12 protein-coding genes are annotated in these 11,533 nt (G+C 68.8%); 10 read left to right on the forward strand and 2 right to left on the reverse strand.

Annotated elements, in window-relative coordinates; translation table 11 throughout:
• Positions 1 to 145: 145 nt before the first annotated feature.
• Positions 146 to 643 carry an SseB family protein gene (locus G8760_RS23690; RefSeq protein ID WP_166355313.1) on the forward strand — a complete coding sequence of 166 codons (498 nt, stop codon included), beginning with the start codon at positions 146 to 148 and terminating at the stop codon, positions 641 to 643.
• A 71-nt stretch (positions 644 to 714) separates the two neighbouring features.
• On the opposite strand, the gene G8760_RS23695 is transcribed toward G8760_RS23690, so the two are convergent.
• Positions 715 to 1,020, reverse strand: coding sequence for a DUF1844 domain-containing protein (locus G8760_RS23695; protein WP_166355344.1), 306 nt, complete (start codon positions 1,018 to 1,020; stop codon positions 715 to 717).
• A 356-nt stretch (positions 1,021 to 1,376) separates the two neighbouring features.
• On the opposite strand from G8760_RS23695, the gene infC reads away from it, so the two are divergent.
• The 5 genes from infC to G8760_RS23720 all read left to right on the forward strand — a co-directional run bounded on the left by infC (position 1,377) and on the right by G8760_RS23720 (position 4,538).
• A complete protein-coding gene (gene infC / locus G8760_RS30395; RefSeq protein WP_343074455.1) occupies positions 1,377 to 2,093 on the forward strand; it encodes a translation initiation factor IF-3 in 717 nt (238 codons plus the stop codon).
• A gap of 16 nt (positions 2,094 to 2,109) precedes the next feature.
• Complete coding sequence (rpmI, locus tag G8760_RS23705; RefSeq protein WP_166355315.1) at positions 2,110 to 2,304, forward strand: 50S ribosomal protein L35; 195 nt, start codon at positions 2,110 to 2,112, stop codon at positions 2,302 to 2,304.
• A gap of 102 nt (positions 2,305 to 2,406) precedes the next feature.
• On the forward strand, positions 2,407 to 2,787 hold the full coding sequence (gene rplT, locus G8760_RS23710; RefSeq protein ID WP_166355316.1) for a 50S ribosomal protein L20: 381 nt from the start codon (positions 2,407 to 2,409) through the stop codon (positions 2,785 to 2,787).
• A gap of 239 nt (positions 2,788 to 3,026) precedes the next feature.
• Entirely contained in the window at positions 3,027 to 3,911 is an 885-nt protein-coding gene (locus tag G8760_RS23715) for a TrmH family RNA methyltransferase (protein WP_166355317.1), read from the forward strand.
• Between the two features lie 159 nt (positions 3,912 to 4,070).
• A complete protein-coding gene (locus tag G8760_RS23720; protein ID WP_166355318.1) occupies positions 4,071 to 4,538 on the forward strand; it encodes a PPOX class F420-dependent oxidoreductase in 468 nt (155 codons plus the stop codon).
• Positions 4,539 to 4,599: 61 nt separating this feature from the next.
• Here the strand turns inward: G8760_RS23720 and G8760_RS23725 are convergent, their stop codons facing one another.
• Positions 4,600 to 5,823: a phospholipase D-like domain-containing protein gene (locus G8760_RS23725; protein WP_166355319.1), complete on the reverse strand. Its 1,224-nt coding sequence runs from the start codon at positions 5,821 to 5,823 to the stop codon at positions 4,600 to 4,602.
• 211 nt (positions 5,824 to 6,034) lie between these two features.
• On the opposite strand from G8760_RS23725, the gene pheS reads away from it, so the two are divergent.
• From pheS to G8760_RS23745, 4 genes are read left to right on the forward strand one after another with little or no spacing between them, the layout of a single operon-like run.
• A complete protein-coding gene (pheS, locus tag G8760_RS23730) occupies positions 6,035 to 7,144 on the forward strand; it encodes a phenylalanine--tRNA ligase subunit alpha (protein WP_166355320.1) in 1,110 nt (369 codons plus the stop codon).
• A complete protein-coding gene (gene pheT / locus G8760_RS23735) occupies positions 7,145 to 9,658 on the forward strand; it encodes a phenylalanine--tRNA ligase subunit beta (protein WP_166355321.1) in 2,514 nt (837 codons plus the stop codon).
• An 8-nt stretch (positions 9,659 to 9,666) separates the two neighbouring features.
• Positions 9,667 to 10,587: a polysaccharide deacetylase family protein gene (locus G8760_RS23740; RefSeq protein ID WP_207782656.1), complete on the forward strand. Its 921-nt coding sequence runs from the start codon at positions 9,667 to 9,669 to the stop codon at positions 10,585 to 10,587.
• 58 nt (positions 10,588 to 10,645) lie between these two features.
• Positions 10,646 to 11,461, forward strand: coding sequence for an SDR family NAD(P)-dependent oxidoreductase (locus G8760_RS23745; protein ID WP_166355322.1), 816 nt, complete (start codon positions 10,646 to 10,648; stop codon positions 11,459 to 11,461).
• The last annotated feature ends 72 nt before the right edge of the window (positions 11,462 to 11,533 follow it).

Below are 11,533 nucleotides of genomic sequence, written 5' to 3' on the forward strand. Positions count from 1 at the left end.
AGTGTACGTTCGCCGTCCAGTTCCTGGGTGGGTGACGTCAGACCTCGGGAGGTTTGGTGCAAAACCGACAAATGATGTGCTGTTGTGATGGGTTTTCGGGTCTTGGCCTGGAAACTGGGCCACGGGCAGGCTAGGGTCGCCGCCCGTGATTGCGAAAACCGGCAAGACGGTGCCGCATGCGGCGTTCCCGGACGACGACGGTTCGGCTGACCCGAACCTGGCCGCGGCATTGTCGGCATATGAGAGCGGAGAAGGCGGACCAGCCGACGTGCTGGCCGCCCTGGCAGGTGGGCGGGTGCTGGTTCCGGTGGTGGCGGCCGCCGACGCAGGCGAATCCGAACCCGAACCCGAAGCGGATGGTGTCGACGACGTGCCGCACCACCAGACGAACATGGCCACGGCCAGCACCATCGGCCGCGACGGCCGGCGTGGGTTGCTCGCCTTCACCAGTGTGGACAGCATGCGGCGGTGGAATCCCGACGCCCGGCCGGTCCCCGTGCCCACGAGGGCGGCGGCCGAGGCGGCGCTGGCCGACGGCGCCGACGCGCTGGTGATCGACCTCGCCGGACCGGTGCTGTTCTCGGTGGACGCTGCGGGGCTGCGGGCCCTGGCGTCAGGCTGGCGGGTGAGCGGCGCCTTGTGACGCGACGAGTGGCGGGCGGTGGTCTGGCCCACCGTGCGCCGACTCCCCGCCGCGGTGGTTAGCCGCGGTGGTTACCCGTAGACCGGCCCGGTGAACTTCTCACCGGGCCCTTCGCCGGTCGCATCGGGAATGGCGGAGGCTTCCCGGAAGGCGAGTTGCAGGCTCTTCAGACCGTCGCGCAGCGGGGCGGCGTGGTGGTGCCCGAGGTGTGGCGCCGCGGCGGTGAGCAGTCCAGCCAGTGCGTCGATGAGAGTCCGAGCCTCATCCAGGTCGCGGTGCTCGGGTAGGTCCTCGGCTAGCCCCAGGTGGACGGCCGCCGCGCTGAGCAGGTGGACCGACGCTGTCGATACCACCTCGACGGCCGGTACCTCGGCGATATCGCGGCCGGCCGCCGCGGTATCGCCGGCGCCCGCCTCGTGGGTGGTGGTGTCGTGGCGTGGGGTGTCGTGGGGGTGCGCGCCGGACTCGGGCTGCGAGGGATGGGAACTCGTCGTCACCCGTGCTACCCTGTCACACTGACCGGTTCACCCGGATGGGGCCTGCTAGTAGGCCCCGGCTAGGTGGAACGCAAGCGGAGACCCTCCCACCCGCCATGGCTGTTGAGGCCATCGGGTTTCAGGTCCGGGCATTCCAGTAATGCCCAGGTGAAGGCGGCGCGTGAGCGTCGTCGGCGCTTTGGATGGCCTTCGCTGTGCGCAGTGGGGGCCATTTTTTGTGGTCTCCTCGTGCGCGCTTGTCAATCCAGCGGAACCCAGGCACACAGGAGGACGGCATCAGCGTCGAGCCCCGTATCAACGACCGGATCCGGGTACCGGAGGTCCGGCTCGTCGGCCCTAATGGTGAGCAGGTCGGCATCGTACGTATCGAGGACGCATTACGCCTCGCTGCGGAGGCTGAGCTCGATCTGGTAGAGGTCGCCCCGAGCGCACGGCCCCCGGTGGCCAAGCTCATGGATTACGGCAAGTACAAGTACGAGTCCGCGATGAAGGCGCGCGAGGCTCGGAAGAATCAGTCGCACGTGCTGATCAAGGAGCAGAAGCTCCGACCGAAGATCGACACACACGACTACGAGACCAAGAAGCGCAACGTCGAACGGTTCCTTGCCGAGGGCGACAAAGTCAAGGTCACCATCATGTTCCGTGGCCGGGAGCAGTCCCGTCCCGAACTCGGGTTCCGGTTGCTTCAGCGGTTGGCGTCCGACGTCGAAGAACTCGGGTTCATCGAATCCGCGCCGAAGCAAGACGGCCGCAACATGGTGATGGTCCTGGGCCCGCACAAGAAGAAGGCGGACGCCAAGGCAGAACGCCACGCGGCCAAGGAGGAGCGGCAAGCCCAACGTCGGGCCGATGCCGAGGCCGAGCGCGCTGAGCGCGCCGCGGGACGCCAGGCGGCGGCGAAGGAACGCTCTGACCGGCCGACCCGCACCCGCGTCGCCGAGAACGAAGAGTAGAGGAGAGTACGGCACCATGCCGAAGAACAAGACCCACAGTGGTGCGCGCAAGCGGTTCCGCGTGACTGGCACCGGCAAGATCCGCCGGCAGCGAGCCAATCGTCGGCACTACCTGGAGCACAAGAGCACCACCCTCACTCGTCGACTCGACGGCACCACCGAGGTCGCCAAGAGCGACGTCAAGCGGGTCAAGAAGCTGCTCGGCAAGTGAGCCTCGATCGTCCCGTCCGCCACCCCGGCTGGGCGGGACGACGCCTGACAGAAGACGACAACCCGGTCCGATGGTGGTGACCGGGCCAAGCTAGGAGAATCAGTGGCACGCGTGAAGCGGGCGGTCAACGCCCATAAGAAACGGCGGGAGACCCTCGAGAAGGCGCGCGGTTACCGGGGGCAGCGCTCCCGCATGTACCGCAAGGCCAAGGAGCAGGTCACCCACTCGTTGGTCTACGCCTACCGGGACCGCAAGCAGCGCAAGGGCGACTTCCGGCAGCTGTGGATCACCAGGATCAACGCCGCCGCGCGGGCCGAAGGCCTGACCTACAACCGCTTCATCCAGGGTCTGAAGTTGGCCGAGGTTGAGGTCGACCGTAAGATCCTGGCCGACCTCGCCGTCAACGACCCCGCGGCGTTCAAGGCGCTGGTCGAGACCGCACGGGCGGCTCTGCCCGCCGACCGCAACGCACCCGCGGCCTGAGTCCGCGTTCGCGCGGGAGATGGTCCGGTTTCAGGAGGGCTCGTCGGGGTGCCGGCGGGCCCTTCGTTATGCGCTGCCGCGCCGCCACTTGTCAGGCCGGACAACTCCGTGCGCTGCCGCGCCGCCATCGCTGACCCTGACAATGTGATTCTGATCAGGTGTAGTCAGGTTGGCGGACGCCAACGTCGCAGCTCACCAACGTGTCCGGCCGGACAGGTCGGACACGATCCGACACGATCATGGAGAGAGTAGCCGTGCTGACGGAGCGGTCCACCCGGATCCGCCAGGCGCGCAAGCTCACCCGCCGGGCCGGCCGTGAGAAGGCCGGGCTTTTTCTCGCCGAAGGTGGCCAGGCCGTGAGCGAGGCGGTGGCCGCATCAGGCCCGACGCGCCAGCAGGCCACCCGCCCGGCGGCATCCCGTGGCGACGAACAGCGGGTCGTGGAGATCTTCGCGACTCCGGCGGCGCATCGACGCCACGCCGCGATCGTCGAGGCCGCCGAACGGGCCGGTATCGACGTGCACCTAGCCGACGACGCCGCGCTGGCCGAACTGTCCGAAACCGTCACGCCACAGGGCATCGTCGCGGTGTGTCGCCCTGAGTCCGCGTCGCTCGCCGACGTCCTCGGGCCGCCGCAGGCACCTGAACCCACCTCCGCGACGCTGGTGCCCGTACTCGTCGAGGCGCAAGACCCCGGAAACGTCGGCACCGTCATCCGTTGCGCCGACGCCGCCGGTGCTGACGCGGTGCTGCTCACGGCCGGCTCCGCGGATCCGTACGGCGGCAAGGCGGTGCGCGCGTCGGTGGGCAGTGTGTTCCATCTGCCGATCGTGTCCGGTGTGGAGGTGGTGGAGGCCATCGATCAGCTGCGCAGTGCTGGACTGACGGTTCTGGCCGCCGATGGCGCCGGCGCCTGGGATCTCGACGATGCTGACGCCGCAGGGGTGCTGAGCGCTCCGGTGGCGTGGTTGTTCGGCAACGAGGCCCGAGGTTTACCCGATGCCGTACGTCGTGCCGCGGACTACGTGGTGCGGGTGCCGATCTATGGCCAGGCGGAGAGTTTGAATCTCGCGACGGCGTCCGCCGTCTGCCTCTATGCGACCGCCCGCGCGCAGCGGCGCTGACGAAGCGCGGCGGGCTATAGAGCAGTAAGCCTCCTTGTGGTGAGTTGTCCAGCGCAGCATGCTTCCTTGTGGTGGCTATGGCGACAGTGAGGCTCCTTATGACCGCGCGCGTTGGGGCAGTAAGGCTCCTTATGGCGACGGGCGATCTACGCTGGTGGGATGCCGAATATCGCAACGAACACTCCGGTGGATCTCGATGGCCTGCTGGACTTCGTCCGGCCGCGGCACCATGCCGTACTCATCACCAGCCGGGCGGACGGCGGCCCGCAGGCGTCGCCGGTGACGTGCGGGGTCGACGACGCCGGCCGGATCGTGGTGTCGACCTACCCCGACCGCGCCAAGGCGGTGAACGTTCGTCGATCCGCTCAGGCCAGTGTGGTGATCCTGTCCGACGACTTCGGCGGTGCGTGGGTGCAGGTGGACGGAGCGGCCGAGGTGCTGGATATGCCGGATGCACTCGAACCTTTGGTGGAGTATTACCGCAACATCGCCGGCGAACACCCCGACTGGGACGAATATCGGGCGGCCATGCGGCGCCAGGAGAAGTCGTTGATCCGGCTGCGCCCGCAGCGTTGGGGCCCGATCGCCACGGGTGGTTTCCCGGCCCGCCTGGCCGAGCAGACCTGAGCGGCCGCCCGGAGCCGGCCATGCCGCCCGCCGCCGCATGGTGACGGCGGGCGCGGCGCGGTCAGCGCTTCACGCCGCGGGCCATGACCCGCTTGAAGTTTGCTTTGTACTGGTCGTGTATCGGGGCGCTGATGATCCGCAACATCGTCTCGTCATTACTCCGCAGCGCGGCCTTCCCCCAGTTGGGGCTTCCGGTGAACGTCACTTTGCGGTCCTTCTTTCCGGCGTATTTTCCGGCGATGAGCAGGTACTTCGAGTGCACGATGTCCCGTTTGCCGTTGTCGGCGAGCTGGCGGAGCTGGATGTTCTTCTGGCCCTTGAGTTTCTTGAACGCCTCGGAGCCCATGTGGGTGTAGGCGATATTGATCTTGCAGCCCTTCTTGGCCAGGCTGACCAGGCGGTCGGCGATGGCGACGCGGCTGACATGCCAGATGGCGATCCGGATGATGGTCTTGCCGCTGGCCGTGCCCACCGTGGTGTTGCCGGTACAGCCAACGTTTCCGAGCGCCTGGTAGACGGTGTCGGTGCTGCGGTTCGTCCCGCGGCGAGGGAAGTGGTACGTCTTGACGTTGCCCGCGAGCACTGTGCGGTAGTAGCCGGTGGACGTCCGGTTGCGGGATAGATCGTTGAAGTACGTCAGGTAGGCGTTGTAGAGAGTCTTGTTGCCGACGAAGGTGACGGCGTTGTTCCAGAACCGGCGGCCGTTGGCGACGGTGAGGTTGGCCGAGGATTGCACGACGACGTTGGACCGGCCGGACACACTGGAGAACAGGTAGAACTTGTTGTGGTTGATCTTCGTGCCGTGGCAACCCTTGGTGCAGACGACGGCCCAGGACGAGCGCGACTTGTTGGTGCCCAGGCCGGCGATGATGGCCTTGCCGGCGCCGGTCTTCGCGGCCGCCGTGCCCTCCAGCACCACTCGGACCTTGACGCCTCGACGGGCGGCCTGAACCAGGGCGTCGGCGAAGCCGCGGTCGAAGTTGGTGATGTTGAAGATCGACATGGAGATGGTGGAGCCCGGCTTGGCCGCCTTGACCATTTCCAGCAGGTAGTTGCGGATGACGTACTGCTGCGCCTTGGTTCCTTGGGGATTGTTGAACAGGGCGCCGGTCCGGGGCGCGGCGGCCAATTCGGCTGCCAGATCCGGCTCGGCCGCTGCGGGCGGAGCGTGTGGTGTCGCCGGCACGTCGGTTGTCGCTTGAGCGTGAGTGAGGCCGATGCTCGCCACCATCATCACTGCCAGCAAGCCGCTGAGCACCACACCCCGTCGAGATCTCGTCACCATCATGGTTTCCTTTCCGCGCAGGTGAACTCACTGGACAGACGGAGCAACGAGATCGAACGGTTGTCGTCGGAGCCCATCGGGTTCAGTTGTGCCAGCGGTCGACCGGCCGTACCGGGGCCCGGGCCGCGACTCGATGGGCGCGCGCATCGACGTCCGTCGTAGAATCGCGTGGTTGTCCCCGGCAGGCCACCACACGCAGGTTGCGAGGAAGATGTCCGCGCCCAACAGCCAATACGATCCCGTCGAGGTCACGCCGTTGCATCCGGACGAGCTGGCCCGGATGCGTGACGACGCCGTGGCCGCTATCCGTGCGGCCGCGGACCTCACGCGGCTGAAGCAGATCAAGGTCGAACACACCGGAGACCGCTCGCCGTTGGCTTTGGCCAACCGAGAGATCGGGGCGTTGCCGCCACAGGCCCGCAAAGACGCCGGGCAGCGGATCGGCGCGGTCCGCAAAGAGGTCACCCACGCCATCCAGGCCCGTCAGGAGGAGTTGGAGGCCGAACGTGACGCCCGGGTCCTCCTGGAGGAGACGGTCGACGTCACCTTGCCGTGGGACCGCACTCCGCCGGGTGCGCGGCATCCGCTCAGCACCATCCAGGAGCGGGTCGGCGACGTCTTCGTCTCGATGGGCTGGGAGATCGCCGAGGGCCCTGAGGCGGAGGCCGAGTGGCTCAATTTCGACGCACTGAACATCGGCCCGGATCATCCGGCGCGCACCATGCAGGACACCTTCTTCGTCGAGTCCGAACAGTCCGGTGTGGTGCTGCGTACTCACACTTCGCCGGTGCAGGCCCGCACCATGCTGTCTCGCACGCCACCCATCTACGTGGTCTGCCCGGGACGGACGTTCCGTACCGACGAGCTCGACGCCACCCACACGCCGGTGTTCAGCCAGGTGGAGGGGCTGGCCGTCGACGAGGGCATCACCATGGCGCATCTCAAAGGCACCCTGGACCACTTCGCGTCGTCGATGTTCGGCGAGGGCATCACCACTCGCTTGCGCCCGTCGTACTTCCCGTTCACGGAGCCGAGTGCGGAGATGGATCTCCAGTGTTTCGTGTGCCGCGGTGCGTCCGTGGGCAATCCCGACCGCCCGTGTCGCACGTGCAGCTCGGAAGGCTGGATCGAGTGGGGTGGCTGCGGCATGGTCAACCCACGAGTGTTGATCGCGTGCGGTATCGATCCGGACCGTTACACCGGGTTCGCCTTCGGCATGGGGCTGGAGCGTACGTTGATGTTCCGGCACGGCATCGCGGACATGCACGACATGGTCGAGGGTGACATCCGTTTCACCACCGCGTTCGGGATGGAGATCTAGATGCGCGTCCCGCTTTCCTGGCTGCGCGAATACGCCGACCTGCCGCCTGACGTTCCGGCCCGTGATGTCGCGGCCCGATTGATCCGGGCCGGACTCGAAGTCGAGACGGTCGACGAGGCCGGAGCCGACGTCACCGGTCCGTTGGTGCTTGGCCGGGTTCTGGAGTATGCCGAGGAGACCCACGGCAACGGCAAGACCATCCGCTGGTGTGCGGTGGACGTCGGCCCGGAACACAACGCCGATCGCGGCGCCGAGGGCGTCGCGTCGCCGTCGCGAGGCATCGTCTGTGGTGCACGCAACTTCGAGGTGGGCGACCTCGTGGTGGTCTGCCTGCCCGGCGCCGTCCTGCCCGGTGGGTTCGCCATCTCCGCGCGCAAGACGTACGGGCACGTGTCGGACGGGATGATCTGCTCGGAGCGCGAGCTCGGCCTCGGCGACGACCACGCCGGCATCATCGTGCTCGACCCCGACGCTGGAAGTCCGGGCGACGACGCTGCCGCGGTGCTCCATCTACGCGACGACGTGCTCGACATCGCCGTCACCCCGGACCGCGGCTACTGCCTGTCCGTCCGTGGTGTCGCGCGCGAAGCCGCGACGGCCTACGGCGTCGCTTTCCGAGACCCGGGTGAGCTGGCCCTTCCGGAGCCAGGGCCGGGCGACTATCCGGTGGTGGTGGACGACGCGGAGCGCTGCCCGGCGTTCGCCACCCGGACCGTCACCGGGTTCGACCCCGCGGCACCGAGCCCGCGGTGGCTGCGGCGGCGAGTCCAGCTGGCCGGGATGCGGCCTATCTCGCTGGCCGTCGACGTCACCAACTACGTCATGATGGAGCTCGGCCAGCCGATCCACGGTTACGACCGTGACCTGCTACGTGGCACCATCGTGGTGCGCCGTGCCGAGGCAGGCGAGAAGCTCACCACACTCGACGACTTCGTGCGGACCCTTGAGACCGACGACCTTCTCATCACCGACGATTCCGGGCCGATCGGCTTGGCCGGGGTGATGGGTGGCAGTACCACCGAACTGAGCGCGGCGACCACGTCGGTGGTGGTCGAGGCGGCGAACTTCGAGACCACCGGCGTAGCCCGGACCGCCCGGCGGCACAAACTCCCCAGCGAGGCGTCGCGTCGATTCGAGCGTGGTGTTGATCCCGCTCTGCCAGTGGCTGCCGCCACGCGGGTGGCGCAGCTCCTAGTGGAACTCGGCGGCGGCGCGATCGAGCCGGGCGTCACACTGGTGGGTGGTCTGCCGACACATCCGGCGGTGGACATCGACGCGGATCTGCCGAGCCGCGTCGTTGGTGTCGACTATCCAGCCGACGAGGTTGTTGGGTCGCTGCGTGCGGTGGGCTGCACGGTGGACACGCCGGCGCCGGATCGGCTCCTCGTCACACCCCCGAGCTGGCGGCCGGACCTGACCGATCCATACGACTTCGTGGAGGAGGTCGCCCGGCTGCGGGGTTACGACGCCGTACCGTCGGTGTTGCCGGTGGCACCACCTGGCCGCGGTGTCACCGTCGAGCAGCGGGTCCGTCGGCGGGTCGAACGCGCCGTCGCCGCCGCCGGGTACGTGGAGGCACCGTCGTACCCGTTTATGGGGACGGCGGAACTCGACGCGTTGGGTTTGCCTGACGACGACGCCCGGCGGCGCGCTTCCCGCCTGGCCAACCCGATCTCCGACGAGCAGCCGCTATTGCGCACCACGCTGCTGCCCGGCCTGCTGGCCACACTACGGCGCAACGCCGGACGCGGGTCGGTGGATGCCGCGGTCTACGAGTCCGGTTTGGTGTTCCGGCCGGAACCGGGAGAGCCGGTGGTACCGCCCCGGCTCCCGGTGGACCGTCGCCCCACGAAAGACGAGTTCGAGCGGCTGGAAGCGGCGCTGCCGAAGCAGCCCCGCCGGCTGGCCGTCGCACTGTCCGGGGCGCGTGAGCGGCCGGGCTGGTGGGGGCCGGGCCGGGCGGCGTCGTGGGCGGATGCCATCGACGCGGCGAGAATCGTCACCGACGCGGCCGGGGTGTCGCTGCGGGTGGAGCGCGACGAACATGCGCCCTGGCATCCTGGCCGCTGTGCCGCGTTGTACGTCGGTGAGACCTTGATCGGGCACGCCGGTGAGCTGCACCCGCGCGTCGTGCAGGCCCTTGGCCTACCGGAGCGGACGTCGGCCATGGAGTTGGAGCTGGACCGCCTGGGTGTTCGTGACGAACCGGTGGTGGCGCCTGCGGTGTCCACGTTCCCGGTGGCGACGCAGGACGTCGCGCTTGTTGTCGATGACGCGGTCCCGGCCGCCGACGTCGAGACCGCGTTGCGCGACGGTGCCGGCCCACTGTTGGAGTCGGTGCGGTTGTTCGACGTCTACAGCGGAGCCCAGGTGGGGGAGGGGCACAAATCGTTGGCTTATGCCCTCCGCTTCCGCGCGTCGGATCGCACCCTCACGGTCGAGGAGACCACGGCGGCCCGGGACGCAGCGGTGGCCGCGGCCGGTGAGCGCACCGGCGCCACGCTGCGCGCTTAGGGGTGTCGGTGCGGACCCCGGTGGTGGCGCGTCGGCAGTTCTTGCTCGGCTGCGCGGCGCTGGTCGGGTTGCCGGCGTGTGGTGTCGGCGGAGCCGACGATTCACCCACCCGGACAGATCGGACCAGGCCGGCGGGTTCGCCGACCACCACCGCGCCGCCGGCGGGCACCACCACCCCAGCTGCGGAACCGACTGGGGCGGCCGAGCTCACCGAGACCCCCGTGAGTGCCGCCGACGTCGACCCCGCCGACTACCCGACCACGGCCTCCGAGTGGGGCGAGCAGGTCACCGGCGTGCGCACCAGGCTCGATACCCGGGACTCCGTTGTCGCGTTGACCTTCGACGCGTGCGGCGGACCGAATGGCGTCGGCTACGACGCCGCGTTGATCGACTTTCTCCGGACGGAGAAGGTGCCCGCGACGCTGTTCGTGAACCAGCGGTGGATCGATGCCAACGAGGCGACGTTCGCCGACCTCGCCGCCGATCCGTTGTTCGCGGTCGGCAACCATGGAACGGCGCACCGCCCGTTGTCGGTGAGCGGCCGGGAGGTGTACGGCATCGCGGGAACCGGCAGTCCGGCCGAGGTGATCGACGAGATCATGATCAACCAGGCGACCATCGAACGGGTGGCCGGGTTGTCGCCACGGTGGTTCCGGTCCGGCACCGCCTATTACGACGAGGTCGCGGTGCGGATCGCCCAGGATCTCGGCTTCGAGGTGGTCAACTACGACGTGCTGGGTGACGCCGGGGCGACTTTCGACGCTGCGCAGGTGGCCGCCGCGCTGGCGACGGCCCAACCCGGGTCGATCCCGTTGCTGCACATGAACCACCCGGCCAGTGGCACCGCCGACGGCGTCGCCCAGGCGGTGCCGGCGCTGCGTTCGCGCGGCATCCGGTTCGTCCCCCTGGGTGACCACGGGTTCGCCTGATGCCGGAAACCCGCGGTCATGGTGGGTCGGTCCGGACGATAAGACGAGGAGAAGAACTATGGCAACAGACGCCGCGCGGCGGGTGCTGATCACGGGTGCGAGCCGGGGGATCGGCCGTGAGCTGGCGGTGGGCCTGGCCGAACGTGGCCTTGCCGTGGGGCTGCTGGCCCGCGATCAGCGCCGCCTCGACGAGGTGGCCGCCGAATGCCGGGAGCGGGGCGCGGCCGAGGTGGTCGTGGTTGTCGCCGACGTCGTGGACTCGACGGCGGTTCTGGCGGCGGTCGACGAGGTGGAGTCCACGCTGGGTGGGGTCGACCTGCTCGTGAACAACGCCGGGGTGATCGAGCCGGAGGCGACGGACTTCCTCGGGCTCGACGCCGAGCAGACGTGGCGGGTCATCGAGGTGAACGTCCGCGGCCCGATGCTGGTCACCCAGGCGGCCCTGCGGGGCATGGTCCGGTCCGGCGGGGGCCGCGTCGTGAATCTCAGCAGCGGCGCCGCGTATAAGCCGATGACGTCGTACACCGGCTACACCGTCGCGAAGGGAGCGTTGACCAGGTTCACCACGCAACTGAATGCCCAGTTCCAGGACCGGGGTGTGCTGGCCTTCGACGTCGCACCGGGTCACGTGGAAACCGAGATGACCACTGCGATGCCGATGCACGAAGGCCGCACGGACTGGACACCGCCGGAGGCGGTCGTGGAGCTGATCGCGGCCGTTGGGGCCGGGCGGCTCGACGGGCTGGCCGGACGGCATCTGCGGGCCGGGACCGACACCGTGGAATCGCTGCTGGCCCGCCAACCCGACATCGTCGAGCGAGATGCCCGGGCGTTGCGGATGGTGCCCATCGACGACGCCGACCCCGTCCGGTGATCGTTGCCGGGGTGCGGGGGCCCAGGCGCCCGGCGCCCCGCCCCCCCGCCCCGGGCGGGGGGGGGTGCACCC

This window comes from Phytoactinopolyspora limicola, assembly GCF_011320225.1.
GTDB classification, from domain to species: Bacteria; Actinomycetota; Actinomycetes; order Jiangellales; family Jiangellaceae; genus Phytoactinopolyspora; species Phytoactinopolyspora limicola.

Bases quoted from the DNA above. Each gene is read 5' to 3' on its own strand.
- G8760_RS23715 (WP_166355317.1), top strand. From the start codon at position 3,027: ATGGAGAGAGTAGCCGTGCTGACGGAGCGGTCCACCCGGATCCGCCAG.
- G8760_RS23745 (WP_166355322.1), top strand. From the start codon at position 10,646: ATGGCAACAGACGCCGCGCGGCGGGTGCTGATCACGGGTGCGAGCCGG.
- pheS (WP_166355320.1), top strand. From the start codon at position 6,035: ATGTCCGCGCCCAACAGCCAATACGATCCCGTCGAGGTCACGCCGTTG.
- G8760_RS23720 (WP_166355318.1), top strand. From the start codon at position 4,071: ATGCCGAATATCGCAACGAACACTCCGGTGGATCTCGATGGCCTGCTG.
- G8760_RS23725 (WP_166355319.1), bottom strand. From the start codon at position 5,823: ATGGTGACGAGATCTCGACGGGGTGTGGTGCTCAGCGGCTTGCTGGCA.
- pheT (WP_166355321.1), top strand. From the start codon at position 7,145: ATGCGCGTCCCGCTTTCCTGGCTGCGCGAATACGCCGACCTGCCGCCT.
- rpmI (WP_166355315.1), top strand. From the start codon at position 2,110: ATGCCGAAGAACAAGACCCACAGTGGTGCGCGCAAGCGGTTCCGCGTG.